General features: G+C 72.4%; 23 protein-coding genes, 1 tRNA gene and 1 pseudogene. 11 read left to right on the top strand and 14 right to left on the bottom strand.

Annotation, left to right across the window (positions count from 1 at the left end; genetic code table 11):
* Positions 1 to 7: 7 nt before the first annotated feature.
* Both BR98_RS11070 and BR98_RS11065 read right to left on the bottom strand, forming a co-directional pair.
* Positions 8 to 2,359 carry an FtsX-like permease family protein gene (locus BR98_RS11070; RefSeq protein WP_083976271.1) on the bottom strand — a complete coding sequence of 784 codons (2,352 nt, stop codon included), beginning with the start codon at positions 2,357 to 2,359 and terminating at the stop codon, positions 8 to 10.
* Positions 2,356 to 3,048, bottom strand: coding sequence for an ABC transporter ATP-binding protein (locus tag BR98_RS11065; protein WP_035842214.1), 693 nt, complete (start codon positions 3,046 to 3,048; stop codon positions 2,356 to 2,358). Before BR98_RS11065 ends, BR98_RS11070 begins: the two co-directional genes overlap by 4 nt.
* A gap of 142 nt (positions 3,049 to 3,190) precedes the next feature.
* Between BR98_RS11065 and BR98_RS11060 the strand changes: the two genes are divergently transcribed.
* The 4 genes from BR98_RS11060 (at position 3,191) to infA (ending at position 6,533) form a co-directional block, all read left to right on the top strand.
* Positions 3,191 to 4,399, top strand: a complete 1,209-nt coding sequence (locus tag BR98_RS11060) for a sensor histidine kinase (RefSeq protein ID WP_051969558.1) — start codon at positions 3,191 to 3,193, stop codon at positions 4,397 to 4,399.
* Between the two features lie 68 nt (positions 4,400 to 4,467).
* Positions 4,468 to 5,178, top strand: coding sequence for a response regulator (locus BR98_RS11055; protein WP_232247322.1), 711 nt, complete (start codon positions 4,468 to 4,470; stop codon positions 5,176 to 5,178).
* Between the two features lie 237 nt (positions 5,179 to 5,415).
* Positions 5,416 to 6,213 (top strand): GNAT family N-acetyltransferase, encoded by a 798-nt coding sequence (locus BR98_RS11050; RefSeq protein WP_035842212.1) that lies wholly within the window; start codon positions 5,416 to 5,418, stop codon positions 6,211 to 6,213.
* Positions 6,214 to 6,308: 95 nt separating this feature from the next.
* Positions 6,309 to 6,533, top strand: coding sequence for a translation initiation factor IF-1 (gene infA / locus BR98_RS11045; RefSeq protein ID WP_035842209.1), 225 nt, complete (start codon positions 6,309 to 6,311; stop codon positions 6,531 to 6,533).
* A gap of 181 nt (positions 6,534 to 6,714) precedes the next feature.
* Here infA and BR98_RS11040 read toward each other — a convergent pair whose 3' ends face one another.
* The 6 genes and pseudogenes from BR98_RS11040 to BR98_RS11015 form a co-directional block, all read right to left on the bottom strand.
* Positions 6,715 to 7,566, bottom strand: a complete 852-nt coding sequence (locus BR98_RS11040; protein ID WP_035843982.1) for an STM4011 family radical SAM protein — start codon at positions 7,564 to 7,566, stop codon at positions 6,715 to 6,717.
* Between the two features lie 79 nt (positions 7,567 to 7,645).
* Entirely contained in the window at positions 7,646 to 9,007 is a 1,362-nt protein-coding gene (locus BR98_RS11035) for an STM4012 family radical SAM protein (protein WP_035842206.1), read from the bottom strand.
* Positions 9,004 to 9,828: an STM4013/SEN3800 family hydrolase gene (locus BR98_RS11030; RefSeq protein WP_035842203.1), complete on the bottom strand. Its 825-nt coding sequence runs from the start codon at positions 9,826 to 9,828 to the stop codon at positions 9,004 to 9,006. Before BR98_RS11030 ends, BR98_RS11035 begins: the two co-directional genes overlap by 4 nt.
* Positions 9,829 to 9,848: 20 nt before the next feature.
* Positions 9,849 to 10,967, bottom strand: coding sequence for an STM4014 family protein (locus tag BR98_RS11025; protein ID WP_035842200.1), 1,119 nt, complete (start codon positions 10,965 to 10,967; stop codon positions 9,849 to 9,851).
* 7 nt (positions 10,968 to 10,974) lie between these two features.
* Positions 10,975 to 11,943 carry an STM4015 family protein gene (locus BR98_RS11020; protein WP_035842198.1) on the bottom strand — a complete coding sequence of 323 codons (969 nt, stop codon included), beginning with the start codon at positions 11,941 to 11,943 and terminating at the stop codon, positions 10,975 to 10,977.
* Positions 11,944 to 12,034: 91 nt separating this feature from the next.
* A pseudogene (locus BR98_RS11015) lies at positions 12,035 to 12,346 on the bottom strand (STM4015 family protein); the annotation flags it as partial.
* 220 nt (positions 12,347 to 12,566) lie between these two features.
* On the opposite strand from BR98_RS11015, the gene BR98_RS11010 reads away from it, so the two are divergent.
* Together BR98_RS11010 and BR98_RS11005 are read left to right on the top strand one after the other, a co-directional pair.
* Positions 12,567 to 12,893, top strand: coding sequence for a hypothetical protein (locus BR98_RS11010; protein WP_035842194.1), 327 nt, complete (start codon positions 12,567 to 12,569; stop codon positions 12,891 to 12,893).
* Positions 12,894 to 12,952: 59 nt separating this feature from the next.
* The gene (locus BR98_RS11005; protein WP_051969557.1) at positions 12,953 to 14,185 is read left to right on the top strand and encodes a DUF6745 domain-containing protein; all 1,233 of its coding nucleotides are present in this window, start codon (positions 12,953 to 12,955) and stop codon (positions 14,183 to 14,185) included.
* Positions 14,186 to 14,248: 63 nt separating this feature from the next.
* Here BR98_RS11005 and BR98_RS11000 read toward each other — a convergent pair whose 3' ends face one another.
* From BR98_RS11000 to BR98_RS10980, 5 genes are all read right to left on the bottom strand, one after another.
* A complete protein-coding gene (locus BR98_RS11000) occupies positions 14,249 to 15,649 on the bottom strand; it encodes a hypothetical protein (protein WP_035842192.1) in 1,401 nt (466 codons plus the stop codon).
* Positions 15,650 to 16,005: 356 nt separating this feature from the next.
* Positions 16,006 to 17,025, bottom strand: coding sequence for an NADPH:quinone reductase (locus BR98_RS10995; RefSeq protein WP_035842191.1), 1,020 nt, complete (start codon positions 17,023 to 17,025; stop codon positions 16,006 to 16,008).
* A gap of 26 nt (positions 17,026 to 17,051) precedes the next feature.
* Positions 17,052 to 17,945 carry an aldo/keto reductase gene (locus tag BR98_RS10990; protein ID WP_035842190.1) on the bottom strand — a complete coding sequence of 298 codons (894 nt, stop codon included), beginning with the start codon at positions 17,943 to 17,945 and terminating at the stop codon, positions 17,052 to 17,054.
* The gene (locus BR98_RS10985) at positions 17,942 to 18,499 is read right to left on the bottom strand and encodes a TetR/AcrR family transcriptional regulator (protein ID WP_051969556.1); all 558 of its coding nucleotides are present in this window, start codon (positions 18,497 to 18,499) and stop codon (positions 17,942 to 17,944) included. Before BR98_RS10985 ends, BR98_RS10990 begins: the two co-directional genes overlap by 4 nt.
* Before the next feature lie 474 nt (positions 18,500 to 18,973).
* A tRNA-Arg gene (locus BR98_RS10980) sits at positions 18,974 to 19,049 on the bottom strand.
* A gap of 588 nt (positions 19,050 to 19,637) precedes the next feature.
* Between BR98_RS10980 and BR98_RS39180 the strand changes: the two genes are divergently transcribed.
* The 5 genes from BR98_RS39180 to BR98_RS10955 all read left to right on the top strand — a co-directional run bounded on the left by BR98_RS39180 (position 19,638) and on the right by BR98_RS10955 (position 25,841).
* Positions 19,638 to 20,444 (top strand): single-stranded DNA-binding protein, encoded by an 807-nt coding sequence (locus BR98_RS39180; protein ID WP_063774739.1) that lies wholly within the window; start codon positions 19,638 to 19,640, stop codon positions 20,442 to 20,444.
* Between the two features lie 425 nt (positions 20,445 to 20,869).
* Positions 20,870 to 22,312: a thioester domain-containing protein gene (locus BR98_RS10970; RefSeq protein WP_035842188.1), complete on the top strand. Its 1,443-nt coding sequence runs from the start codon at positions 20,870 to 20,872 to the stop codon at positions 22,310 to 22,312.
* A gap of 440 nt (positions 22,313 to 22,752) precedes the next feature.
* Positions 22,753 to 24,417 (top strand): energy-dependent translational throttle protein EttA, encoded by a 1,665-nt coding sequence (ettA, locus tag BR98_RS10965; protein ID WP_035842186.1) that lies wholly within the window; start codon positions 22,753 to 22,755, stop codon positions 24,415 to 24,417.
* A gap of 159 nt (positions 24,418 to 24,576) precedes the next feature.
* Complete coding sequence (locus BR98_RS10960) at positions 24,577 to 25,023, top strand: acyl-CoA thioesterase (RefSeq protein WP_035842184.1); 447 nt, start codon at positions 24,577 to 24,579, stop codon at positions 25,021 to 25,023.
* Positions 25,020 to 25,841, top strand: a complete 822-nt coding sequence (locus BR98_RS10955) for a hypothetical protein (protein WP_051969554.1) — start codon at positions 25,020 to 25,022, stop codon at positions 25,839 to 25,841. The genes BR98_RS10960 and BR98_RS10955 overlap by 4 nt, the downstream gene beginning before the upstream one ends.
* 103 nt (positions 25,842 to 25,944) lie before the next feature.
* Here the strand turns inward: BR98_RS10955 and BR98_RS10950 are convergent, their stop codons facing one another.
* Complete coding sequence (locus BR98_RS10950; protein ID WP_035843972.1) at positions 25,945 to 26,880, bottom strand: ABC transporter ATP-binding protein; 936 nt, start codon at positions 26,878 to 26,880, stop codon at positions 25,945 to 25,947.
* Positions 26,881 to 26,910: the final 30 nt, after the last annotated feature.

Below are 26,910 nucleotides of genomic sequence, written 5' to 3'. Positions count from 1 at the left end.
CCATCCGTCACTCGGTGCGCAGCGCCACCGCCGTCCGGGTCCGAGCCGCCCAGCCGGCCGGCAGCAGGGCGCCGAGGACGGCGAGCAGCAGGCCGCCGAGGGCGAGCGGCAGCAGGTTGGCGGGGTGGTAGACGTTGAGGATCTCGGCGGGCAGGCGCAGCCCCGCGCTGCGTCCCATCGCGGGCACCACCAGGCGCTGCAGCCACACCCCGAGCGGTACGCCGACCGCGCCGCCGAGCGCGCCGATCAGCGCCACCGAGGCGAGCACCATGGCGATGGTCTGACGCGGCGTCATGCCGAGCGCCTTGGCCACCCCGAGGTCGCGGATCCGCTCGCGGGTGTCCAGCACCACGGCGTTGAGCACGCCGAGCCCGGCGACCGCGGTCAGCATCAGGGTCAGCAGCGCGGTCAGCGCGTCGAGCACGATCAGCAGTTGGCTGCTGCCGCCGTCCTCGCCGGCCTGGGCGTGCGCGCCGGTGGACTGCAGTGCGGTGTTCAGCGCGTTGGTGTAACCGTTGCGGTCGGTACCGGACTTGAGCGACACGTAGTAGAGGTCGGGGTGCAGGTCGGGCTCGGCGGCGGCCAGCGTGCCGGCGTCGGTGAGCAGGGAGCGGCCCTGGTTCTGGCCGCTGAAGACCTCGCCGGTGATCCGGACCGGGATGCTCCGGCCGTGGTCGGTGAGGGTCACGGTGTCGCCGACCCGGGTACCGGTGGCGGTGAGGAATCCGGTCGGGGCCACCGCCTCGCCCACACCGTGGAACCAGCTGCCGGCGACCATCCGGTAGCCGGCCCGGGAGGCGTCGCCCTGGAAGGCGGTGACGGCGACCGTACCGGTGGTGCCGGCGGCGGTGACCTGGGCGTGGGCCGACCCGAAGACCGATGCGGTGCCGGGCTGGGCGGTGATCGCGGCGAGCATCGCGGCGGTGTCCGGGCTGCCGGACCGGGCGGCGGAGGCGTCGCCGGTCGGCGGTGCGACGGTGAAGACCGTGACGTCCGCGCGGATCTTCTTCGCGTCCTGGATCCGCTGCAGCGAGCTGCCCAGGCCGACGGCGAAGGTGACCGCGGTGGCGCCCAGCAGGATCGCGCTGACCATCGCGAGTGAGCGCGCGGGCCGGGCGAACGGACGGGCCAGGCCCAGGGTGACCGGGCGGGGCAGCGGCAGTCGGGCGGCGATCCGGGCCGCGGCCCGACCGCGGCCCGGGCGCGGGGTGCGGCCGACGGCGAGCGCGTCCACGGTGCGCAGCCGCCCGGCCCGCAGCGCACTGGCCAGCGCGGTGGCCGAGACCAGCAGCAGCGCGCCGGCGATAACCGCGGCGTCCACCCACGGGGCGACCGCGAGCGAGCCGGTGCCGTACACCTGCTCCGCGCTGGCCAGCACCGAGGACGCGGCCAGGTTGCCGAGCACCGCCCCGAGCAGCGTGCCCACCCCCGCCGGGACCAGCGCCTGCGCCACATAGGCCCGGACCACCTGGCCGGGAGTGAAGCCGATCGCCTTGAGCACGCCGATCCGCCGGGTGCCGGTGCCGACCGCGCCGGCCACCACATTGCCGACGATCAGCACCGACATGCCGACCCCGAGCAGGCCGAAGGCGGTCAGGAACGGGAGGAAGATCCCGGTGCTGCTGGTGTTGCCCGCCTTCACGTCGAGCCAGCCGCGGGTGCCGGACAGCGCGCCGGCGGGTGCGGCGGCAGCGACGGCGGAGCGGTCGGCGTCCAGCTGCGCCGTGCTGTCGGCGCTGCCGAAGCGGTAGAGCACCTGCAGACCGGCCGAGCCGCCGGGGGCGGTCAGCGCGGTGACCTCGGCGGGTGCCACCCAGCCGTCGCCGGTGGCGCTGACCGAGCGGCCCACGCCGACCACCTGCAGGGTGGCGCCGGAGACGTCCAGTTGCTGACCCACTGTCAGGGGCGGACCGGAGTAGTCGGCGGAGACCACCAGCTGCCCGGGCCCGGTCACCCAGTGGCCGGAGAGCAGTGCGACATCGTCCACCGGGCCGCCGGCGCCGGCCCGACCCACCAGGGTCATCGGCGGCATCCGCATCCCGGCGGGCAGCTGCACGCCGGTCGCGCCGGACGGGTCGACCGAGACGGTCGGGAACGGTCCCGCCGTGACGGTCACCCCGGCGGCGTGCGCGGTGGCCGCGAGCTGCTCGGCGGTGGTCTTGGCCGCGTCGTACTGGGCGGTGAGGTGCGCTCCGTGCTGGCGGGCGAAGGCGTGGTCGAAGGGGGCGTTGGAGGCGACCAGCAGCGAGCCGCCGAGCACCGAGGCGGTCACCGCCATCATCGAGGCGAGCCCGGTGACCAGGGTCTGCACCCGACGCCGGCCGACGCCCGCGCGAACCACTCTGCCGATCGCGCTCATCGGGCCACCGCCAGGGCGGAGTCGGCGGCGATCCGGCCGTCGACGATGCGGACCGTGCGGGTGGCGCAGGCCTGGGCCAGCGAGAGGTCGTGGGTGACCAGGACGATCGTCTGGCCCTCCTGGTGCAGCTCGTTCAGCAGGCCCTTGACCTCCTCGCCGGAGGCGGAGTCCAGCGCGCCGGTCGGCTCGTCGGCCAGCAGCAGCGCCGGACGGTTCATCAACGCCCGGGCCACCGCCACCCGCTGGCGCTCACCGCCGGAGAGCCGACCCGGGTAGGCCCGGGCGTGCTTGGCGATGCCGAGCGTGTCCAGCAGTTCCGCCGCCCGCCGGCGGGCCGCGCCGCGCGCCAGACCGGTCATCTCGGCGGGCAGCACCACGTTGTCCAGCACGGTCAGGTCGTCCAGCAGGTTGAAGAACTGGAAGACCATGCCGATCTTCGCCCGGCGGAACCTGGCCGCACCGGCCTCGCCGAGGGTGTCCACCCGGGTGCCGGCCACCGTGACCGTGCCCGCACTGGGCCGGTCCAGGCCCGCGACCAGGTTCAGCAGAGTGGACTTGCCGCTGCCGGAGGGACCGAGCACGGCCACCGCCTCACCGGCCCCGACGGTCAGCGAGATCCCCCGCAGCGCGGCCTGCCCGTCCTCGAACTCCCGGCTCACGCCGCTCAGTTGGATCACCGGTTCGCTCATCGTCCACTCCCTGGAAGCACCCTGTTCCGACCTGAACGAAACTAGGCGTGGGAGCCCTGCGGGCACGTCGCTCGACCGGGCCATATCCCGTCCCTCGGACGGATCATGGCTCTGGGCATCATCCTTGTGATGTAGTCGCCGGATGTACTGGACGGACCCGCGTCGGTGGACGGCGCACAGCGCACTGCGGCGACCACCGGCCCGGCGGCAGGCCCTGCTGGACGTAGCGCTGGCGGCGACCTTCGCGCTGGTCGGCGTCCGTTACGCCGTCAACACCCCTGACCAGCAGTTCAGTCCGGTCCTGACCCCGCTGTCGGTGGCGCTGGCCGCGGCGCCGCTGGCGGTCCGCCGCCGCTACCCGCTGGCCACCCTCTGGCTGCTGATGGCGGGCGCCTTCATGCTCCGCGACGCCTTCGCCGACGTGGTCTTCTACGCCTGCCTGCTCACCCTGGTCGCGGTCTACAACGCGGTCGCCCACGGCCCCTACCGGGAACCGACCCTGGCCAGCCTGCCGGTGGCCGCGGCGCTGCTGGTCCTGCTCTTCGAGCATGCCGCGCTGCCGCACTTCCCCAACGCGGTGGTGGGCCTGCTGGTGGTCTTCCCGGTGGTCATGGCGGCGGTCGGGCATCGGGTCTGGGCCGGCCGCGCCGAGCAGGGCCGGGCCCGGCTGGCCGCGCTGGAAGGCGAGCAGGCCGAGGCGCTGCGCCACGCGGTGGAGGAGGAACGCGCCCGGATCGCGCGGGAGTTGCACGATGTGGTCACCCACAACGTCAGCGTGATGGTGATCCAGGCCGGCGCCGGCCGGATGATGCTGGACGCCGACCCCGAGCAGACCCGCGAGGCACTGCTCGCCATCGAGACCGGCGGACGCGCCGCGATGGGCGAACTGCGCCATGTGATGGGCCTGCTGACGATGGACAGCGCGGGCGACCGGCCCGCCGCCACCGCCGAGACCCTGCCGCAGCCCGGACTCGACGGACTGGAGGGCCTGGTCGGCCGGATCCGCGCCGCCGGACTCCCGGTCGAACTCTCCGTCACCGGCGAGCGCCGCCCGCTGCCGCCCGGCGTGGAACTGGCCGCCTACCGGGTGGTGCAGGAGGCGCTGACCAACGCGGTCAAACACGCGCAGGGAGCTAATGCCGTGGTCCGAGTCGCTTACGGCGCCCACCAGTTGACGGTGGAGGTGACCAACACCGAGGGCACGCCCGGCGAGGCCGCCGGCACCGGGAACGGCCGCGGGCTGATCGGTCTGCGCGAGCGGGTCGCGGTCTACGGCGGCACCCTGCAGACCGGTCGGCGGCTGACCGGCGGCTACCGTGTCAAGGCCCTGATCCCCCTGGAGGCGCTGTGAACGCTGGAGGCGCTGTGACTGCTGGAGGCCACGTGAACGCCGGAGGCGCTGCGAGTCTTGGCGGCCAGGTGAACGCCGGAGGCGCCGCGAGCCCGCTGCGCGTGGTGATCGCCGACGACCAGGCGCTGGTCCGCACCGGCTTCCGGATGATCCTGGCCTCCCAGGGCATCGAGGTGGTCGCCGAGGCCGGCGACGGGCTGCAGACCATCGCGGCGGTCCGCCGGACCCGGCCGGACGTGGTGCTGATGGACATCCGGATGCCGGAGTTGGACGGACTGGAGGCCACCCGGCGGATCCTGGCCGGCGGCGACGACCCACCCCGGGTGATCGTGCTGACCACCTTCGACCTGGACCACTACGTCTACGCGGCGCTGGCCGCCGGAGCCAGCGGCTTCCTGCTCAAGGACGTCAGCCCCGAACACCTGGTGGCCGCCGTCCGGATGGTCCAGGCCGGCGACGCGCTGCTGGCGCCCGCCATCACCCGCCGACTGGTCGCCCGGTTCGCCCCGCGCGAGAGCGCCCCCGAGGTGGTCGCGGACCTCTCGGCCCACCACCGCGACCTCGCGACCCTGACCGCCCGTGAGGCCGAGGTGTTGCAGCAGCTCGCCCGTGGTCTGAGCAACGCCGAGCTGGCCGCCCAACTGCACCTCTCCGAGGCCACCGTGAAGACCCACGTGGCCCGGATCCTCGCCAAGCTCGGCCTGCGCGACCGGGTCCAGGCCGTGGTGCTGGCCTACGAGACCGGCCTGGTCAGCCCGGGTGGACGGGCGGAGGACTGAGGCCCGCGGGCGTCGCCGGTGGCCAGCGGTCCCGGCACGGTTGCACACGCTGGAAAACCGGTTGGGCGGGGTGACCCCGGCTGGTAGCGTTCGCGTCACCGTGACGGACCGCGAGGAGGTGAGACCCATGAACGTTGTAGCGATATGGGTGCTCCCCTTGTCGTCACGGTCGGGCGATTGACATAGGTGTCGCCAGGAGCGCCTCGACGACAAGGCACTCCCGAAAGGCAACAACCTATGAATTCTGTGCATTTCACTTCGGGCACGGGCGAGCCCACGGTAGTGATCACCCGGGTCGCGGAGACGCAGTGGCACGCTGTGGAGGACGACCAGGTGGTCGGCTGCGGCGACGCCTCGCTCCGGCCCGACGGGCGGCTCTTCCTCAGCATCGACGCGTGGCACCGAACGGTCTTCGACCAGCTCGCCGAGGCGATGCTGGCGGACCTGCCGAGGCCGCTCTACACGCTGGTCGACGAGGCTGACCCCGACCTGACGACCAGTTGGAAGCAACTCGGCTTCACGGTCCGGCACCGCGAGTGGGAGTACCTGGTGCCCACCGACCCTCAGATCACCGGGCTCGACTCGGTGCAACCGCCGTCGGACGTGACGATCGTGCCCGCCGGTGAGGCGCAGGAGGGTCCGCTGCGAGCGTTGGACCGCGAGATTCGCGAGGAGGTCGAGGCCACCGTCGGATGGCAGACGATGCCGGCCGAGGTGTTGCCCCGCCCGAACGGGACCACGGTGCTGTACCCGTCGAAGTACGCGGTGGCAGCACAGTCCGACCGGTACGTGGGACTGGTCCGGGTGGCACCGGTGACCCGGCAGCCGCGGATCGGGCTGATCGCAGTCCGGGCCGACCAGCACCGCCGTGGCATCGCCCGGGCGCTGCTGGCCCAGGTGCTGGGTTCGCTGCACCGCGGCGGGATCGAAACGGCAACGGCCGAGGTGAACGAGTCCAACCGGGCGGCCCTGGCGCTGTTCGAGGGCGTGGGCGCCCGGCGGGTGGCCAGCCACCTGGAGTTGGTGCGCCGCTGAGGCGGAATGCGCTTCGTCACCGGCCTCACCGTCACCGGCCTCCGCCACCGACGTACGTCACCGAGCTACGTCACCGACCAGAGAAGTGAGAGAACTTGCCAAGAACAGCAGGAAGCATTGAAGTCGAGGGCGTCGTCCTCGAGTGTCTGCGCAGCGCCAGCTTCACGGTGGAGCTCCAGAACGGGCACAAGGTGCTGGCACACATCAGCGGGAAGATCCGGAAGAACCACATCAAGATCCTTCCGTATGACCGCGTGCTCGTGGAGCTCAGCCCCTATGACCTCACCCGCGGCCGGATCCTCTTCCGCTACCGGACGTAGTGGTCGGCGTTCTGTGGGTTCCCGAGGTGGCTGCACGGGACAGACCTAGGAACGCTCCTTCGCCCGGAAGGCGCCAGGCGTCATGCCCGCCTCCCGGGTGAAGAACCCCGGATCGCCCCCACCGGAACGACGGCCAACGTCGCCCGCCGTGCCGCCGACGGGTCCTGGCGGTTCACCGTCCTCAACCCGTTGTCGGGATCCGCTCCAGGACGCCCCCTGCGAAGAGTTCGTAGAGCGGCAGGGTTTCCAGGTGGACGTAGCCGATGTGGCAGTCGCAGGTGCTGAGTGGGCAGGGGCGTGGGGCGAGGGCGGCGCGGTAGGAGTCGTCGTAGAGGTTGCCCAGGACCTCGGGGACGAAGTGGCAGCGGCGGACCGTGCCGGCGCCGTCGACCGAGATCACCGAGGCGCCGGTGCGGCACGGGAGGCCGGCGCTGGGGTGCGGGTGGCGGCTGTAGGCGAAGAGCGGGTCGAGGGCGGTCCACTCGGCGGCCTCGTGGTCCTGGTAGGAGAGGCCCTCGGCCGCGTTGATCCAGAGGTAGACGTCGGGCGGGAGTTCGGCGCGCAACCGGCGGGCGGCGGCGAGGTGTTCGGGCTGGCCGACCACGCCCACGCTGTAGCGGACGCCGAGGGCGGTGAGTTCGCGGCACTTGGCCAGGAAGCGTTCGTGCGTCACCTGCCCGGGGTGGTAGGTGGTCCACAGGGCGAGCGAGTCCAGGTCGGCCTCGGCCAGCCAGTCGGTGCGGCAGCTGAGATTGGTCTGGATCGCCACCCGGCGCACGTGCGGAAGCCGGCTGAGCCGGACCAGGGTGTCGCGGTACCAGGAGCGGACCAGGCCCTCGCCCCACGGGGTGAAGAGCACGGAGAGCGTGTCGCCGCCCGCTCCGGCCGCCGCGGCCCAGTCGGCGAACCGGGCGAGTGCGGCGCGGTCGGTGCGCAGTTGGTCGGGTGTGTCGCGCCGCTTGGCGAAGGGGCAGTAGGGGCAGTCGTAGTCGCAGGAGGCGAGCGGACCGCGGTAGAGGACGGTGAGGTCCAGCGGCTCCGCGCCCGGCGGGTGGGATCCGCCCGGCGGATGGAAGCCGGGCAGACCGAGGTGATGGGCGGTCACGGCGGGCCTACCGAGGCCGGTACGAGGCCATGTCGGCCCGCACCGCGTCGGAGAAGAGCGCCGGCCCGATCGCGTCCGAGTGCGCCAGGCCTTCGGGGCTCAGCCGGAGCCGGTCCTGGCTGACGAGCAGTCGCCCGCGCAGCGCGGGGCCGGCCAGGTCCGCGGCGAAGTCCTCGGCCGCCTCGGTGCCGAAGCGGTTCCGGTAGTCGGCCAGGTCGAGGCCGTCCGCCTGGAGCAGGGACTGGATCAGGTGACGGCGCCTGGACTCCTCCGGCGCGAGCGGCCGCCCCCACTCGGCCCGGGTGAAGTCTGCGGTGGCCACGTAGTCGTCGATGATCGTGCGGACGTCGGTGGCGGAGACCGCGTAGTCGAAGGAGTAGTGCAGTGCGGCGGTGTAGGAGCGGGCGCCGCAGCCGAGGCCGACCATGCCGTCGGTCTGGCAGCTGTACTCGCTGCTGTGCTCGGTGCCGGCGGCCTCGGGCGAGCCGGTCCGGCGGAACATCCGCATGGAGACCTGCTGGTAGCCGTGGGCGAGCAGGTGGTCGCGCCCGGCCCGGTAGAGGCGCAGCCGCTGGTCGTCCCAGCCCGCCGGGGACTCCTCGGTGGCGCGCCGGGCCAGTCCGGTGAGCGGGCGCACGTAGAGCGGGTAGAGGTAGAGCTCCTCCGGCTCCCAGGCGAGCGCCGCGTCCAGCGAGCGCAGCCAACTGGCCTCGGTCTGGCCGTCGATGCCGTAGATCAGGTCGATGTTCAGCACCGGAAAGCCGGCCTCGCGGATCCGGCCGAGGGCGGCTTCGACGGCGGCGCGCTTCTGCGGTCGCACGGCGGAGCGGGCCTCCTCGTCCAGGAAGGACTGCACGCCCAGGCTGAGCCGGGTGGTCCCGCGCTCGGCCAGCACCCGCAGCCGGTCGGCGGTCGCGGTCTCGGGGGAGGCCTCCACGGAGAGCGGCACGGCGCGCAGGTCGGCGCCCATCCGCTGTTCGGCGATGTCGCAGAGCCGCTCCAGCTCGCCGGCGGTCAGATAGGTGGGGGTGCCGCCGCCGAAGGCCGCCAGCGCGAAGCGCGCGTCCTCGGCCAGGGCCTCGCGGACGGCGGCGGCCTGCCGGTCGAGGGCGTCCAGGTAGGCGGTGGTCAGGCCCTCGGGGCTGCCGATCCGGGTGAACAGGTTGCAGAACCCGCAGCGCACCTCGCAGAACGGGATGTGCAGGTAGAGCGAGAGCGCGTGCTGCGGCTCATCCGCCCAGACCTCGCGCAGCGCGGGGCGCGGCAGCAGCGGGCGGTAGGCGGTCTTGTGCGGATAGGCGTAGACGTAGGACTGGTAGGGCGATTCGGCCGCCGGGATCTCGGCGGCCGGCGGCAGGACGGTGGTCATGGCGTGGTGCTCTCCTGGGCTGCCGGGATGGTGAAATGCGCGTACGGCACGGTCCAGACCGTCTCGTGGCCGATCCGGTGGCCGGTGTAGCCGTCCTCGCCGTAGGCGGTGCCGTGGTCGGAGCAGACGATCGCGAAGCAGGGCCGGTGCCGGCTCATCGCGCGCAGCAGCCGGGGAACGTGCCGGTCGACGTACTCCAGCGCCGCCGCGTGGCTGGCCCGGCTGTCGCCGTCCTCGCGGGTGGCGCCCGGCAGGTGGAACCAGTTGGGCTGGTGCAGAGCCGAGACGTTCAGCAGCAGGAAGAGCGGCTGCTCGGCGCCGTGGCCGGCGGCCACCTGCTCGGCGCGGGTGACCTGGGCCTCGAAGGAGGTCGGTGACGGGACCCCGAACTCGGGCTCCCAGTGGCTCTCCTGGAACAGGTCGGGCAGCACCGAGCCGAGCGGGCCCTGCTTGTTGAAGAAGCCGACGCCGCCGATGCAGACCGTCCGGTAGCCGGCCGTGGCCAGCGCCGAGGGCAGCTCCGGCTTGTCGAAGACCCAGGTGTGCGGCTCGGTGGTCTCCGAGCCGGCGAAGCGCGCGGCGAACAGCCGCGGGTGCGGACCGTCGGGGTCGGCCGGGGTGGGCAGGAAGCCCGCCAGCATCGCCTGGTGGGCGGCGTAGGTGAAACTGCCGGGCGTGTGCCGCCGCTCCCACCGGCCGCCGGGCAGGTGGGCCGCGAGGTGCGGGAGGCGGCCGGCCTCGGCCAGCTCCTGGGCGACGTCGTGGCGCAGCGTGTCCAGCGTGAGCAGCAGCAGGTTGTGGCTGCCGACGACGGCGTTCATGTCGGGTATCCGGTGGTGCGTCATGGTGCGGTGGTCCAGGGGGAGTGGTGGATGAGTGCGGCGACCTGCGCCGCGTAGGTGTCCAGGCCCTCGGCGGGCCCGCCGGTCAGGCCGGTCAGCCCGGGCAGCAGATCGCCGAAGGCGTTGACCTCGCCGATGCGGAACCGCTGCCACCCGATGGCCGGCAGCAGGTCCACGCCGACCATGGGGGAGCGGGGGAAGCAGGCGGCCGCCTGTTCGCAGACGGCCAGCAGCTCCGGCCAGCGCGGGCCGACCGCCTCGGCCGCGAGCCGCAGGTCGCCTCGCGTGCCGCCCAGGTGCAGGTTGGTCATCGGGCTCCTGCTGGTCCGCACCACCGCGTGGGTGGCCCGGCCGGCGATCACGACCACCCGCAGGTCGGCGGCACGTCCGTGCTGCGCGGCCTTGGGGATCCAGCATTCCACCTGCAGCCGGTCGGGCGCGAGGCGGTCGACGATGGCGGCGATCTCGCGCTCGTCCCGGTAGCGGCGCACCCGCAGCGAGTTGTGCAGGGCACCCGCCACCAGCTCCACCGAGGTGCTGGCCTGGACCTGGCCGCGCGGGCCGAACTCCAGCGCGAGCACACCGCTGGCCGAGGAGGCGTGCGCCGGTTTGACGAAGACCCGGCGCAGCCCGGCCGCCGCCAACCGGTCCTTGAGGTCGGCCCAGCCGAGCACCGGCCCGGTGGACTGGTCCAGCGCGGCCGGCACCGGAACCCCGGCGGCCGAGAGGATCCGGTGCGTGGAACGCTTGTCGAACATGGCGGCGATCTCGGCCGGATCGCCGAGCAGTGCCGCTCCCGGCGTCTCACGGACGGCGTCCGCGAGCCGGGCGAGCGCGGCGGTCACCCCCTGGTACCAGGCAGCGGTGCCCTCCACCCGGGTGGGCGCGTAGCCCGCGCCCAGGGCAGGGCCGCGCAGCAGCCGGTCGACGGCCTCGTCCTCGCCGGGGGAGTCGATCCGTACCAGCGTGCCGGGCGTCAGCCGGAACGAGCCGCGCAGCAGGTCCAGCCAGGGCAGCACGGCCGGTTCGGGCAACGCGGCGGCCCGGGCGGCGGCGGTGAACAGTGCCAGGCGCCGGTGGCCCGGGATACCGAGCACCGTGAGGTGACGGGGGGTCATGGAGGACCTACTCGGCATTGGCGACATAGCGCCAGTCGCCGTGCGGCTTCTCGTGCTCCGACAGATCGACCGCCACGCCGGCTGCGCCCAGGGTGTCCCGAAGCCGCTGCTGGAGCTCCTCGCTGACGAAGTGATGGTGCAGGTCGAGCGCCCGCAGATGGGTGAGCGGCTGGCCGGCCAGCAGCGCGCCCGCCCCCTGGTCGGTGAGGATGCCCATCGCCAGACTGAGGCTCTCCAGCCGGGCCACCACCGGCGCGCCCGCCACGGCCGCGGCGATCTCGTCCTGCAACTCGCTGTTCTCCAGGCCGAGGTGACGCAGGACCGGCAGCCGGGCCCCGTCCAGGAACGGCGCGAGGTCGGCGACCGTGGCGTCCCCGCCGTACTCGGAGACCCCGAGCCAGAGCTCCAGCCGCTCCAGCGCCGGGAAGTCGGACGCGCCCACCGCCCGTACGACCTCGGCGGGCAGCCCGCCGGCCTCGAAGCGCAGCGCGCGCAGTCGCTCGTGCCGCAGCGGACGCAGCGCCAGCCCCTCCTTGCCCTCGTAGTCGCCGGAGGCGCCGCGCACCACCAGCTCCTCCAGCAGCGGGAACGACTCCAGCGCCGGGGTGACGTCGCTCAGTTGCAGCCAGGAGAGCTCGCACTGCTCGTACGTCACATCGCCGAGGAACAGGGCGCGCAGGCTCGGCAGCTGGTCCGCACTGCCGGTGATCGCGGCCAGCGGCTCGGCGAGGGTGTACTCGTAGTCGTCGCTGAACCAGGGGCCGATGACGACCGCGCGGACCTGCTGGGTGTCCACCAGCGCCAGGAACTCCTCCCAGCACTCGGCGAAGCTCCGCGCCGCCTCGTAGTGCAGGCCCACCCGCCAGGCGACCGCGTCGGCGGCGGGCAGGGCGCTGCTGTCGGCGGTCTCGTCCTCGGGGAACAGGTCGAAGACGGGGAGTCCGTGGAACTCCGTCAGGTGCTCGCTGATCGCCATGGCGCTTCTCCTCGGTGGTGGTCCGCACTCGCAGCGGTACGGACAGAACTGGTGTACCAGCGCCGACTGACAGCGCCGGCGGGTGACTGGGCTACTCCGCGTTGGCGACGTAACGCCAGATCTCGCCTTCGTCCTCCTCCGCCTCCTGCGGATCGTCCAGGTCCACCGCCACGCCGGGCAGCGCCTCGCGCACCCGCTGGGCCGTGGCCTCGCTCAGGAAGTGGTGGTGCAGGTCGAGGGCGTGCAGGTGGGTGAGCGGCTGGCCGGCCAGCAGGGCCGCAGCTCCGTCATCGGTGAGCGTGCCCATCGCCAGGCTCAGGCCGGCCAGCCGGGCCACCACCGGGGCACCGGCCAGGGCAGTGGCGGTCTCGTCCTGCAACTCGCTGTCCTCCAGCCCGAGGTATGGTCCTCGACGCTCATGCCCCGCCCCTGCTGGTTGTTACTGGTGGTGGGCTACTTCCTATCAGCAGCGGCGGACGCTCCGGCGATGCCCCTGCCCGTCGTCCCCGCCCTCGCTCCCCGCCCTGCGGCTGCGCTGTCGGACCCCGGTCCTAGCGTTCCGGGTGTCGGCAGGGCGCGTGGGCTGGGCTACCAGCCCCGCGCCACCAGCGAAGGAGGATGCCGTGTACCGCCAAGGCGATGTGCTGATCGCGCCGGTCCCCGAGAGCGCCGCACCGGGTGCGGAACGCGGGTTGACCAGACAGCCCCGCGATGTCCGGGGCCGACTGGTGCTCGCCCTCGGCGAGGTGACCGGCCATGCCCACGCCGTGGTCGGCCCCGGTGAACTGCTGCGCGAACCGGGCCCGTTCGGCATCTCCTGGCTCCACCTTCCGGAGGGCGGCAGGGTGGTGCACGAGGAGCACGCCCCGATCCCGCTCCCGAAGGGCTGGTACCGGGTGGTGCGCCAGCGGGAGTACGTGCCCGGCGCGGTGCGGATCGTGGCGGACTGACGGTTCCCCGGATGCGGACCGGAGTTGATGTGACGACAGCACTGCGAGAGGACGACGAAGTGACAGCAACCCAACACGCCGGCCCCGCGAGCCCGGCCGAGGCAACGCACCACTGGCGGCGGATCTCGGTCGACACCGACCGGGCCGATCGCGCGGCGGCGGAGCGCGGCGTGCGCGCCGCCTACCGGGCAGCCGGCCTGGCCGAGCCCTCGGCGGTGGTCTGGTTCGACTCGCCACTCCAGGCGACCCTTGCCGCGTTGCTGCTCACCGGCGCCGCCGAGCGGCTGCGCGGCTGCCCGGCCTGGGCGCAGACCGAGCCGCTGCTGGAGCAGGTGGAAGCGCGGCTGGCCGAGCACGGAGTGGCGCCGCAGGCTGCGCAGGCCGGCGCGAGCGTGCGGGAGGCGGTGCGGACGCGGCCGTGGGAGCAGGCCCGGGGCCGTACCCATGAGCGGCTCGGTGCGTTCGGCTGGGCCGAGTTGTGGTCCCTGACCGGCGGTGAGCTCTGGCCAGCCGGTCAGGCGCTGGCCGACCGGATCCGTGCGGCGGTGGCCGAACGGCTGCACGGGGCAGGCCGGTTGGCCTCGGCCGAGGAGGACCTGAAGGAAGCCGGCGAGCACGAGCTCGCCGAGGAACTGCGTGAGCGGACCGCGGCGGCGGTCAGCGCCATCCGCCTGGCGCTGCTCGATGCGGTGCTCGGGCAGCACGACGCGGCCTGGCTGGCGGCCTTCGATGCCGCGGGCGAGCTGGAAGCGGGGCTGGCCCCGTTGGCCGAGCTGGCGCGCAGCGCCGGCTGGTGGTGGCCCTACGAACGAGTCGCGCTGCTCGCCGAGCGCCCCGCCGAGCTGCACCGCGACGAGGCCGGCCGACTGGACCGGGCCGACGGCCCGGCCCTTGCCTACCCGGACGGCTTCGCCCTGCACGCCTGGCACGGTATGCCGGTGCCCGCCGACTTCCTCGCCGGGCTGGGCGGTCTCACCCCCGAGCGGATCCGCGAGGAGGAGAACGCCGAACTGCGCCGCGTCATGCTGGAGCACTACGGCTACGACCGCTACCTCGCCGACTCCGGCGCCGAACCACTGCACCGGGACCCGACCGGTGTCCTGTGGCGGATCCAACTACCGGACGACGAGCCGGTGGTGATGGTGGAGGTGGTCAACTCCACACCCGAGCCGGACGGCACGCTGCGTACCTACTGGCTGCGTGTCCCGCCGACCATCCGAACCGCCCGGGCCGGCGTGGCGTGGACCTTCGGGCTGACGGAGGAGCAGTACCACCCGCAGCGGGAGACCTGAGCGGGCTGGACGGCCCGGCCGGGTTCAGCGCTGGTGGTCGGCACTGCTGGTCAGCCCTGTTGGTCAGTCCTGGCCGGCACCCCGGCCCGGCACCCCGGCCCGGTCGAGGAGCCGGTGCATGTCCTCGACGGGGAGGCTGGGGTTGCCGGCGGCGGCACTGGCCGTCACCGGGTCGGCCAGCAGCTCACGGATGCGTGGCAGGGGGAGCAGCGGGTGCCTGGCCGCTTCGTGCTGCGTCTCGGGGTCGCGGCTGAGCCGGTCCAGAAGTTCCAGCCCCAGGGCGGGATCGCGCAGCGCCAACCGGCGGCGGTCCGGATCCGGCGACTGCGCGAAACGGGCCGCCAGGCCCGCCGTGGGGAACCGGGGGTTGGCGATCAGCATCCTCACGGCGCGGTGTCGGCCGTTGAGGTACAGGTCGAGCAGCAACTCGGGCGGCGGCTGCGGGTGCCACTCGCACAGCAGCAGCCGCACCGCGAAGTCCTCGTCCCGCGCGAGCAGTTCGACCAGGTCCGGCGGAAGGGCCGGACAGACGGCCGCGCTGCGCCGCAGCCACGGATGCGCGGAGGTCGCGCACTGCCGCAGGACCTCGACGTCCTCGCGGGCGTCCCACACCCAGTCCAGCACGCCGAGACGCGCCTCGGGCCCGACGGTGTAGTCGATGGCTGCACGCTCTTGCTCGGTCAGTTCAGCCCGGGCGGAGACGACCAGCCGCACCCGGGGGGCCGGATGGACGGCCAACTGCCGTACCAGGTGCGGCGGAAGGGACGGGTTCGCGGCGACCGCCGGCAGCTGCTCGCCCTCGGCGACCAGCCGCTCCGCGAGGTCACGATCGAGGAGCCCGACCCGGAGAACCTCGTCGCGCCGCCAGGAGTTCGCGGTGTTCTCGAGCAGCCAGCCGGTCCACCCCTCGACCTGGTGGCACACCCGCACCCCGGCGGCCCACCGCACGTCGAGGTCGTCGTCCTGGAGCAGCGCCTGTCGCGCGGAGCCGGACAGTTCGTCCCAAGCGAGGCAGGACGCCCGGCGGAAGACGGGGTCAGGATGGTCCGCCAGGCCGGCCAGCACATGGGCGGGGATGCTCGGCGAGGCCACGGTTTCGTGGCGGACCATCTCGCGCGGATGCGTGAGCAGCCGCTGGTACGCCCAGTCGGGCAGCGGCTCCACCCGGGTCCGGTACGGCATCGGCCCCATCGCGAGCAGCAGGCTGAGCTTTCCGGACGGGTCGTCGAGCAGCCGGGCGCGCTGGGCGGGGTCGGCCGTCCAGCTCTCGGCGAACGCCGCCCGCACCTCCCGCTCGGGGTGGGCCAGGATCGCCTCGACCACCTCCGCCGGCAGGCCCCCGCGCTTGGCGACATTCGTCCGGACAGACCGGCCGTCGTGCTGGAGCAACCGCAGCAGCACACTGCTCGGCGCCGCCGCGTTCGAGGACAGCGCCTCGAGCGTGTCCTCATGGTGGTCGCCCATGCCGCCCCCAGCCAGTGATCAAAGAACGCGCAGCCTACCGCGCCCCGCTCCGAGGGCGCTCCCACGCATCGAACCCGCGGCTGGGAAGGCCAACAGGTTCCCACCCGCCATCGTCGCCCAGCACTGACCCACCTCCACAGCGGGCGCGTGGCCCGAACCGGAACCTGGGCCACCCGCCCCGTCCTTCCGGCCCGGCGCGTGGCTGCGCAAGCAGGCGAAGGCCCGCACCGAAGGGAAAGCTGACCGAGCAACAGACCGCGCTCCTGGACGACTTCACGCTGCCGGGGCCGCCGCCGGCTGACGGCGCCGGTCCGGGGCGGATCTGCCGTCACGGCGAGGTAGGGCGCACTGCGGCGTCAGGACGTGATGTCCACCAGGACCTTGCCGACTGTGCCGCTCTCCACCGCGCGGTGCGCGTCGGCGGTGCGGTGGAGCGGAAAGCGGGTCAGTGGCAGACCGTGTTCCTCGCCGACCGGCAGGGCGCCGTCGCGGACCGCGGCGGCGACGTCCTCGGCGGCCGCGGCGCGCGCCTGCGGACCGGCCGTGTAGAGCACCAGGAACTGGAGGCGCGCGTTGAGCACCATGTTGTGCCGCACGTCCAATTCGACCGGCTTGCCGCCGTCGTTGGCGTAGGTCGCGATCGTGCCGCGCGCCCGCAGCACGGCCAGGTCCAGTGCGATGTTCGCGCCGAGCGCCACTTCGGCGACGATGTCGACGCCGTCCGGGGCGATCCCGCAGATCTCGGCGGCCGGATCCCCCTCTCGATAGTTGACCACGTGGTGGGCGCCGGCGGCGGTGGCCAGCCGGGCCTTCTGCGGCCCGCTGACCGTGCTGATCACGGTCGCGCCGGCCCAGCGGGCGAGCTGGATCACGGCGTGCCCGACCGCCCCGGCCCCGCCGGCGGCGAGTACGACCGCGCCGTCCAGCGCCCCCGGCCGCAGGCGGCGCGGGCCGTCCTCGGCGACGGTGAGTGCGCGGTGCGCGGTCAGCGCGGGGACGCCGAGTGCGGCGCCGACGTCGAAGCCGGCCTCGTCGGGCAGCGGCACGGTCCGCTCGGCCGGTACGACGGTGAACTCGGCGGCGGTGCCGGTGGGCCGTCCGGCGGCAGCCATGAACAGCCAGACCCGCTGACCGACCCGGCTCCGGTCGACTCCCGCACCGACGCCGTCGATCACGCCGGCGCCGTCCAGGTGCGGGGTGACCTCGGAGAACTGCTTGGTATGGGCGGGGCCGGAGCGGGCCTGCCAGTCGGTCGGGTTGATCCCGGACACGGCGACCCGGACGCGGACCTCGCCGGGGCCGGGCACGGGCAGGTCGCGGTCGACGAGCCGAAGAACGTCGGGGCCGCCGTTGTCGCGGTAGACGATGGCTTTCATGATCCGTCCTTACAAGGGGGCGCCGGTCAGCCGATGGGGACTTCGGCGGAGCGGGACTCGATGGCGTCGAGGGTGGCCAGGGTGGCGGCGTCGAGAGTGATCCCGCCGGCCGCCGTGTTGGCCTCGAGGTGAGCGGAGTTGGCGGTGCCGGGGATGAGCAGCACGTTGGGGGCGCGGTGCAGTAGCCAGGCGAGGCCGACCTGGGAGGGTGTGACGCCCAGGGATTCGGCCACGGCGTGCACCGCCGGCTCGTCGGTCGCCTTGGGCAGGCCCGGGAAGGACCCGCCGAGTGGGAAGAACGGCACCCAGGCGATGCCCTCGGCCGCGCACAGCCGCAGCAGGTCCTCGTCGTCGCGCGAGACGAGGCTGTACGCGTTCTGCACGCAGGCGATGCCCGCCGGCAGGGCGCGGCGAAGGCCGTCGAGGGTGACGCAGCTCAGACCGATCGCGCCGATCTTGCCCTCGTCGCGCAGGGCGGTCATCACTTCGAGCTGGTCGTCGAGGTCGACCACCTGGTCGCCGTCGGGGCGCAGGCCGGGGCCGGAGTCGAGCCGGCGGAGGTTGACCACCGGGAGCCGGTCGACGCCCAGGCTGCGCAGGTTGTCCTCGACGCTGGCGCGAAGCTGTTCGGGGCGCTGCGCGAGACGCAGTGGCAGAGGCCCGCCCGGGTCGGGGTCGGCCCCCACCTTCGTGACGACCAGGACGCCGTCCTCGGGGCGCAGCGCCTCGCGGATGACCTGGTTCGCGAACCCGAAGCCGTAGAACTGGGCGGTGTCCACGTGGTCGACGCCCAGCTCGACCGCGCGGCGCAGCAGGGCGACGGCCTCGCCGCGCCTGCGGTGCAGGCGTTCGAGTTGCAGGGCGCCGTAGCCGACCCGGAAAACGGTGCGGCCGGCGAACGGAGCGGTCAGGGTGGTCATGGCGCGGTCTCCTCGGCCGGTGACTGCAGGGCGGTGTACAGCAGTTGGGCCAGGTAGAGGCTCTGCACGCGGTGGGCGATCGGGGTGGCGCGCTCCTGGGCCTCGGCCGGCTCGAGGTGTTCGACCTTGACCAGCCAGGCGGTCACGCTGTCGTGCACCATGGCGCGCATCCGGTCGATCGTGTCGACGACGATGTCGTGGATGGCCGGGTTGTTGGTCGCCTCGCCCCAGGTCTGCACGCCGACCCGGGCTTCGACCGGGTCGATGCCGGCGATCAGGCGGGCGAGCAGTTCGTCGGGGTCGGGCGGGGTGTCGCTCCCGGCGTACTCGCCGAGGGCCTCCGCGCGTTTGGCGAGCACCGCGTGGGCGGAGGCCTGAACCAGGTCGGCCTTGTTGCGGTAGTGGGCGTAGATCGAGCCCGTCGACAGGCCGGACTCGGCCGTGATGTCGGCGATCGAGGTCCGCTCCAGGCCGTTGCGGCTGAAGCAGCGTACGGCGGCCTCGGTGATCTGGGCGCGCCGGAGTTCCTTGCGTGCGTCGGTGAGTCGAGGCACCGCACCTCCCACAAAAAGAATCATAGTTCTGCTTGTTGGGCTCACTATACAGAACGGCGCTTCTGTTTGCCGCGCGGGTGGATGTGGCGGGGATCAGGTTTCGAGAGGGCCTGCGGCTCGGCCCGGGCGTCCAGGAGGGCTGGGGCGCGGATGCGATCCTCGATCCGAGTCATGCGTCGGATGCCCCCATGGTTCGCACCCGGCGGTCGAGTTCGAGGAGCCCGCGGTGGAGCTCCGCCCTGCCCTTGGGGCGGTCGGCGAGAGGGTGGGGCGGGCCCAGTAGCGGCGCCTCGCCCAGGACTGAGGTTTGCCGCGTATACGCCGCAGCTGGCCGCAGAAGGCCGTCTGACGCCGGAGGCGGTCGGACGGGAGTTCGAGCCAGGGTGTGGGCGGGAGGCCTGGAGGGCTACCTCACTTCAGGCCGCTGACCTGCGAAAACGCCCCGCTGATCCGGCTCGGATCGGCGGGGCGTGCTGGCGCCCCCGGCAGGACTCGAACCTGCGGCCAAGTGCTTAGAAGGCACCTGCTCTATCCGCTGAGCTACGGGGGCGGGTGGGGTGGGGCCTGAAGGGGTCCGGTGGCCTTATCCCTGGGTGGGGGTTAGGTGCGGCCCTTGCCCTGCCGGGGACAGGATAAGGGGGTGTCGCTGCCTTGCTCGGCTTTCCACGGGTGGAGTGGGTGTGTCGGCCGCGCGATAGCGGTCTGATAATCGCAGGTGGACTGCCTGTGTGCAGCGCCGTGAGCTGTGTTGCCGCCGGACGTTGTGCAGTCGTTACGGCGATGTCTCCTCACCCGTTATGGACTTGCGGCGCTGGTAGCGGGGTGTGCCGGGAGAGTGACAGTTGAGCACGGGCGCCGGGGTGGGATTTCGGTTCCTCCGGTCGGATGACGTGGACAGAACTCCTTGCGGCCACTCGTTCAGGGGTGGGTCGGCGAGCGGGGCCGGCGATTTTTGTCATGCACGCTGATGCTTGGCGGGGTCTGAAAATCGTACCGCCATAAGACGGCAAAGTTATCCACAAGGGCCAGTTATCCACAGAATTCAGATCGCGATGGATCGATGGATATCGGAACGGCACCATCGTCATCGACCGGTGATTCCCAAGTACGAGGAACACGAGAAATGTGAGGGTGTGCGGTGAACGAGACCATGGTGACGATGATCGGAAATGTCGCCTCCCCGGTGAACTACGCGCAGACCGCCGCCGGAGTGCCGATGGCGAACTTCCGCCTGGCGGCCACTGAGCGCCGCTATGACAGGGCGCGTGGCGAGTGGGTCGACGGTGAGACCAACTGGGTCACGGTGGTGGCCTGGCGCTGGCTCGCGACGAACGTGGTGAGCTCGCTGGGCAAGGGGGATCCGGTGGTGGTGAGCGGCCGACTGCGGGTCAAGGAGTGGGAGGACGAGGGGAAGCGACGCTCGTCGGTGGAGATCGACGCCCGGGTGGTGGGCCATGACCTCGGGCGCGGGACGTCCGCCTTCCGGTGGACGGTGCGCGGGCGGCCGGAGCCGATCGGGCCGCAGTCGACGGGGCTGCAGTCCGCGGGTGAGGCGGTCCCGGAGTGGATCGCGAAGGCGGTTCGTGAGCACCGGCTCGCCGAGGCCCAGCGAGACACGCAGAGTGTGCTTGTGGGAAGGGAGTTGGAGGGAGTGGCGGAGGCCGCTGGGTCGGCGGGGATCCCCGAGGTGGCGGGGGTTGCTGGGGCGGTGGGGGCGCCCGGGATGGTCGAACTCGCCGAGGCTGCGGCGGGCGCGAAGCAAGTGCGTGCGACGGCGGCGCCGCCGGACGACGCCAAGCGGCGTACGACGCGCAGCACCCGCACCGTCCGGTCGGCGCGCTCGACGCGGTCGGAGGTCGCGGTCCCGGCCGCCGAGCCGATGTCGCGGCGGGTCGATGGCGGCGAGCTGGAGGAGGTGGTCGCGGGCGAGGTGGTCACGGTCTGAACGTCGCTTCGTTCGCGACCCGTTGCACCTGCTGGGAGGAGAAGGTGGCGGCCCGGGGACGGCTGGTCGTCACCTTTTCACATCTGGGGCGCTGCTTGAGTGTCAGTTGAGCTTTCAGGGACACTTCTCGCGCCCGCCGGTGCAATGGGCGAGTGGATAGTCGATAAAGTGACGAATATCTGTCGACCCGTCAGGTCGCCGAGTGGGCCCGCTCCTTGATAACAATTCTGATACGGAACCGGCTCCTGGGGGCGGGGCGGTTTACGCGCCAGTAGTTATCAATATGATGCGTCTGGTTCACACAAGTGCGGCGGCGCCACAGGGAGCGCGGCATTGCGCGGCGGGCCGCCCAGGGGCGTGGCTCTGCCTAGAGGGGTCTTCATATGTTCATGCAACGGCGGGGTCTGTCCCGCATAGCCGCTGTCATGCTCGCGTCGAGTGTCGCGGTCGGTGGCGGGTTCGCGATGGCGGGTGCGGCTGCTGCCGCCGGCGGTGACGGTGGGTCAGGCGTGACCGCCACGCTGGAGAGCGGGAACGTCAAGCCGGGCGGCTTCGTCAAGATCAACGACAGTGACTGGCTCGCCGATGGCGGTCTGATGAAGCTGAAGACCAGTGATGGCTCGACGCTGCTGACGTACTGCATCGACATCAAGACCGAGGCGCAGGACAACGCGGTCTACCAGGAGACCGGCTGGGCCTCGAGCTCGCTCGCGACCAACTCGGACAAGACGGCGCCCGGCAAGATCAACTGGATCCTGCAGAACTCCTACCCGAAGGTCTCCGACCTGGCCGTCCTCGCCAAGGAGGCTGGTGCCGGGTCGCTCACCGAGGATCAGGCCGCCGCCGCCACGCAGGCCGCCATCTGGCACTTCTCGGACCACGTCAAGGCGGTCCCGAAGGATGAGGACGCGGCCAAGCTCACCGACTACCTGGAGTCGCACGCGGTCAGTGTCGACGAGCCGGCCCCGTCGCTGACCCTCACGCCGCCGGCGGTGTCCGGTAAGAGCGGTGCGCTGCTCGGCCCGATCGGCGTCTCCACCACGGGCACCTCGGTGGCCGCCTCGCTCGACGCGACCTCCAGCGCGGCCGGCGTCGTTCTCACCGACAAGAACGGCACCGTCCTCTCCGACAAGAACGGCAAGCTGACCGCGCCCGCCAAGAACGGCGACTCGTTCTTCGTGAAGGCCCCGGTCGGTGCGAACGCGGGCACCGCGACCATCTCGGCCTCCACCTCGGCCCAGGTCCAGGCCGGTCGGGCGTTCACCAGCCCGGGCAGCCAGACCCTGATCCTCGCGGGCGCGCAGACCGTCACCGCGACCGCCAACGCCAAGGCCAGCTGGGTCCCGAACGGGCCGGCCCCGGCGATCTCGGCTGCCCTGGTCTGCCAGCAGAACTCGGTCGTCGTGACCATCACCAACAGTGGTGACCAGGACTTCAAGACCACCGTGTCGGAGAAGTCCTTCACCAAGCCGGTCACGGTGAAGCCCGGCGCCACCGAGACCGTCGCGGTCCCCGAGGCCCAGGGCGCGCAGTACAGCATCACTGTCACCCCCGGCCAGAACGGCAAGTCGCAGACCTTCACCGGTACCGTCGACTGCCACGTCGCGACCTCCGGTGGCGGTACCGGTGGGACCACTCCCACCCCGAGCGCCTCGCCGAGCCCGAGCAGCTCCCCGAGCCACCCGGCCAGCTCCGCCCCGGCCACCCCGGCCGCCGGTAACACCACGGGCGGCGGGAGCCTGGCCTCCACCGGTGGTGGCGGCGCGACCCCGCTGATCGCGGGCATCGCCGGCGCGCTGGTCCTGGTCGGTGCCGGCGCGGTCTACACGATGCGCCGCCGCGGCCGCCACGGGCGCACCGCCGCCTGAAGCACGCGGTAGTGCGGTGGGTGCGGCAGGTAGCGCACCAGCGCACAGCAGCGCCAGTAACAACGAAGAACGCGTGAAACAACGCGAGTGACAACGCAAGACCGCGAGTGACAACGCAAGAAGCAGCGCAGCGCAGCAGCCAGGCGCGAAGCCGGTGGCCCGGTCCCTGTCGAGGGGCTGGGCCACCGGCCGTTCGCCGGCGCCGGCGGTCGAACCCGCCGTGGGATCCGCCGCGATAACCCGCTGCCAGGCGCGCCCTCCAGGGCCGTCCTCACGTACGCCCCCAGGGCGGTCCTCAAGCGCGCCCCCGCACCCTCCAGCGCACCTCTCGAAGGCGGGCGCGGCTGGGCGCGGGTTCGGGATGTGCCCCCCAGTGCGGCACAATGGAACGCTGATACGCGGTAACCCCAAACTCCTCGACGACGCCGGAGCGATCTCACGTGGCGGAATTCATCTACACCATGCGCAAGGTGCGCAAGGCGCACGGCGACAAGGTCATCCTTGACGACGTGACGCTCAGCTTCCTTCCCGGGGCGAAGATCGGCGTTGTCGGCCCCAACGGCGCCGGTAAGTCCACCGTGCTGAAGATGATGGCCGGCCTGGAGCAGCCCTCCAACGGCGAGGCGTTCCTGTCGCCGGGCTTCACCGTCGGCATGCTCCTTCAGGAGCCGCCGCTGGACGAGTCCAAGACGGTCCTGGAGAACGTCCAGGACGGCGTCAAGGAGACCAAGGGCCAGCTCGACCGCTTCAACGAGATCGCCGAGCTGATGGCGACCGACTACTCGGACGCGCTGCTCGACGAGATGGGCCAGCTGCAGGAGAAGTTGGACCACGCCAACGCGTGGGACCTCGACGCCCAGCTGGAGCAGGCCATGGACGCGCTGGGCTGCCCGCCCGGCGACTGGCCGGTCACCAGCCTCTCCGGTGGTGAGCGCCGCCGGGTCGCGCTCTGCAAGCTGCTGCTCGAGGCCCCCGACCTGCTGCTGCTCGACGAGCCCACCAACCACCTTGACGCCGAGTCGGTGAACTGGCTGGAGCAGCACCTGGCCAAGTACGCCGGCACCGTCGTCGCCGTCACCCACGACCGGTACTTCCTGGACCACGTCGCGGAGTGGATCCTGGAGCTCGACCGCGGTCGCGCCTACCCGTACGAGGGCAACTACTCCACCTACCTCGAGACCAAGCAGACCCGTCTCAAGGTCGAGGGCCAGAAGGACGCCAAGCGCGCCAAGCGGCTCAAGGAGGAGCTGGAGTGGGTCCGCTCCAACGCCAAGGGTCGTCAGGCGAAGTCCAAGGCCCGCCTCGCCCGGTACGAGGAGATGGCGGCCGAGGCCGACAAGATGCGGAAGCTGGACTTCGAGGAGATCCAGATCCCGCCGGGCCCGCGCCTGGGCAGCATCGTGGTCGAGGTGGACAAGCTGTCCAAGGCCTTCGGCGAGAAGGTGCTGATCGACGGCCTGTCCTTCACCCTCCCGCGCAACGGCATCGTCGGCGTGATCGGCCCGAACGGTGCCGGTAAGACCACGCTCTTCAAGATGCTGCAGGGCCTGGAGACGCCGGACGGCGGCAACGTCAAGGTCGGCGAGACGGTCAAGATCAGCTACGTCGACCAGGGCCGCTCCAACATCGACCCGAAGAAGACCCTGTGGGAGGTCGTCTCCGACGGCCTCGACTGGATCAACGTCGGCCAGGTCGAGATGCCGTCCCGCGCCTACGTCTCGGCGTTCGGTTTCAAGGGTCCGGACCAGCAGAAGCCGGCCGGTGTGCTCTCCGGTGGTGAGCGCAACCGTCTGAACCTGGCGCTCACCCTCAAGCAGGGCGGCAACCTGCTGCTCCTCGACGAGCCGACCAACGACCTCGACGTCGAGACCCTCTCCTCGCTGGAGAACGCGCTGCTGGAGTTCCCGGGCTGCGCCGTGGTCATCTCCCACGACCGCTGGTTCCTGGACCGAGTGGCCACCCACATCCTCGCCTACGAGGGCGAGAGCAAGTGGTTCTGGTTCGAGGGCAACTTCGAGTCCTACGAGAAGAACAAGATCGAGCGGCTGGGTGCTGACGCGGCCCGTCCGCACCGGGCGACCTACAAGAAGCTGACCCGCGGCTGACCCGCGGCTGACCAGCCGTCAGGCGGCCCGGTGGGGAGCCCGGACAGGGCACCCCACCGGGCCGTCGCGCGAGACGCGGTCCCGCGCAAGACGCGGTCGGTCCGGCGCGCGGGACGCCGTCCCGCAAGCAGCTGACGCACGAGAAGGAGAAACGACCTCGTGGCACGCCACATCTACGCCTGCCCCCTGCGGTGGTCCGACATGGACGCCTTCGGCCACGTCAACAACGTGGTCTTCCTGCGCTACCTGGAGGAGGCCCGGATCGACTTCATGTTCACCCAGGCCGCCGAGGCCGGTGCGGGTGAGTTCGCGGGCGGTTCGGTGGTGGCCCGGCACGAGATCGACTACAAGTTCCCGCTGGTGCACCGGCCCGCACCGGTGACCATCGAGACCTGGGTGACCAAGATCGGCGCTGCCTCGGTCACGGTCTCCTACGAGATCAAGGACACCGCCGAGGACGGCACCGAGACGGTCTACGTCCGGGCCTCCAGCGTGGTGGTCCCGTTCGACCTGCAGGTCGGCCGCCCGCGTCGGATCAGCAAGGTGGAGCACGCGTTCCTCAGCCGCTTCATCGAGGACAGCGATCGGGCGAAGGTCGCCGCGTGATCAGTACTGCGCGGTTGGGCCTGGACGATCCGCGTGAGGTGGCCGACCTGGCCGCCTTCCTCGGGCGGCTGCTGCGCTTCGACCGCGCGGCGGCGGTCCGGCTGCAGGTGGTCGGCGGGGTCGGCGGGGCTGGCGGGGTCGGACACGGTGTGCTCGCGCTCTACGGCCGCCTCCCGCTCGGCAGCGCGGGCGTGCTCGCCCTGCGCACGGCGCGGTTGGCCGCGTCCACGGACGAGGGCGAGAGCGCGGGCGCGGGCGAGCTCACGGACGAGGGCGCGGACGCCGGTGGGAACGACCGGCCCGACGCGGCCGCGGAGGGCACTCGGCCCGCCATCGACACCACGGTCTCGATCGATGCGACCGTCTCGGCCGGTCAGCTGCTGGAGGGACTGGACGAGGAGCACGGTACCGTCGCCCTGCCCGCACCGGTCACCGGACCGGCCTGGGCCGGCCTGCTGCCGCCGCGCGCCGGCTGGCAGCGGATCGGGACCGCCACGGCCGATCTGGTGATGCCTCAACTGCTGGCCGCCATCGCGGAGTTCAAGGAGCGCACGGCCGAGGTGCCGGAGCCCCACCGCACCCGTGAGGTGCTGGACCGCCTTGCCGACGAGATCTGGTCCCGTCCGCTGGCCGCTCTCCCCGAACTGCCGCTGCGCGCCGTCCACGCCGCCTACCGGATCGGCTTCCTGCACCCGGGCGCCCAGCTCACCGCGCACCGCGCGGGTGGTTGGCTGCGTTTGACCGCCCCGCACGGCACCGTCGCCCTGCGTGCGACCGCCGCGCCGGGCAGCGGCCTGGGCCTCACCCCGCTCGGCTAGCCCGCAACGCCGCGAGGTCCACACGCCCCAGGCACCCCGCGTGCCCAGGCACCCGCGCGCCCGCGTGCCCAGGCACCCGGCGCCCGCGCGCAGCGAGACCCGCTCACCCCTCCGGATGGTCGTCCGGCCACACCGCGATGTGGTCGGCGGCCAGGTCGATCGCCACCCGGTGCTCCATCCCCAGCGCGGCCAGGAACTCGCGCGGCAGCTGCACCCGGCCGGTGCGGTCCAGCATCACGTACTCCCGCTCGCTGACCGACTCCGTGCCGTCCTCGCCGGTCAGCGTGTGCCGCAGCACCTCGGAGCTGGTGCGCCCGTCCCGGATCGCCACCGTGCGGCGGACTTCGCCCGCCACCATCGGGTCATGGGTCACGATCACCACGGTCGCGCCCAGTTCGCGGTTGACGGTGCGGAAGGCCTCGAAGATCGAGGCGGCGGTCTCCGAGTCGAGTTCACCGGTCGGCTCGTCGGCCAGCAGCACCGAGGGGTTGTTCGCCATCGCCACCGCGATCGCCACCCGCTGCTGCTCGCCGCCGGAGAGCTGGGCCGGCCGCCGGTCGCCGAGGTGGGCGATGCCGAGGGCTTCCAGCAGTTCGGCGGCCCGTGCCGCCCGCCGCTTGGTCCGACCGGCCGACCAGCGCTCGCCGTTCAGCTGCATCGGCAGCGTGACGTTCTGCGCGGCGGTCAGGAAGGGCATCAGGTTGCGGGCCGTCTGCTGCCAGACGAAGCCCACCACCTCGCGCCGGTAGCGCAGCCGCTCCTTGGGCGTCATGGTCAGCAGGTCGCAGTCGGCGACGGTGGCCGAACCGGCCGACGGCACGTCGAGCCCGGCCAGGATGTTGAGCAGGGTGGACTTTCCGCTGCCCGAGGCGCCGACCAGGGCGATCAGGTCGCCCTTGCGGACCAGCAGGTCGAGGCCCTGCAGGGCCTGCACCTCGACCCGGTCGGCGGTGAAGATGCGGACCACCCGGTCGCAGGCGATCACCGAGTCGTGCCCGTAGGCGGGGGTGTCTCGAGCCGCCTTGGCCCGCTGTTGCAGCTCCGTGAAGCTGGGGCTTCCGGTGCCCCC

Origin of the sequence: Kitasatospora azatica KCTC 9699, from assembly GCF_000744785.1 — a bacterium.
GTDB classification, from domain to species: Bacteria; Actinomycetota; Actinomycetes; order Streptomycetales; family Streptomycetaceae; genus Kitasatospora; species Kitasatospora azatica.
This window is presented reverse-complemented; position numbering and strand designations above follow the sequence as displayed.

Excerpts from the sequence above, each read along its gene's own strand:
- BR98_RS11070 (WP_083976271.1), bottom strand. The coding sequence starts at position 2,359 with ATGAGCGCGATCGGCAGAGTGGTTCGCGCGGGCGTCGGCCGGCGTCGG.
- BR98_RS11065 (WP_035842214.1), bottom strand. The coding sequence starts at position 3,048 with ATGAGCGAACCGGTGATCCAACTGAGCGGCGTGAGCCGGGAGTTCGAG.
- BR98_RS11060 (WP_051969558.1), top strand. The coding sequence starts at position 3,191 with ATGTACTGGACGGACCCGCGTCGGTGGACGGCGCACAGCGCACTGCGG.
- BR98_RS11050 (WP_035842212.1), top strand. The coding sequence starts at position 5,416 with ATGAATTCTGTGCATTTCACTTCGGGCACGGGCGAGCCCACGGTAGTG.
- BR98_RS11035 (WP_035842206.1), bottom strand. The coding sequence starts at position 9,007 with ATGACCACCGTCCTGCCGCCGGCCGCCGAGATCCCGGCGGCCGAATCG.
- BR98_RS11030 (WP_035842203.1), bottom strand. The coding sequence starts at position 9,828 with ATGAACGCCGTCGTCGGCAGCCACAACCTGCTGCTGCTCACGCTGGAC.
- BR98_RS11025 (WP_035842200.1), bottom strand. The coding sequence starts at position 10,967 with ATGACCCCCCGTCACCTCACGGTGCTCGGTATCCCGGGCCACCGGCGC.
- BR98_RS11020 (WP_035842198.1), bottom strand. The coding sequence starts at position 11,943 with ATGGCGATCAGCGAGCACCTGACGGAGTTCCACGGACTCCCCGTCTTC.
- BR98_RS11000 (WP_035842192.1), bottom strand. The coding sequence starts at position 15,649 with ATGGGCGACCACCATGAGGACACGCTCGAGGCGCTGTCCTCGAACGCG.
- BR98_RS10995 (WP_035842191.1), bottom strand. The coding sequence starts at position 17,025 with ATGAAAGCCATCGTCTACCGCGACAACGGCGGCCCCGACGTTCTTCGG.
- BR98_RS10990 (WP_035842190.1), bottom strand. The coding sequence starts at position 17,945 with ATGACCACCCTGACCGCTCCGTTCGCCGGCCGCACCGTTTTCCGGGTC.
- BR98_RS10970 (WP_035842188.1), top strand. The coding sequence starts at position 20,870 with ATGCTCGCGTCGAGTGTCGCGGTCGGTGGCGGGTTCGCGATGGCGGGT.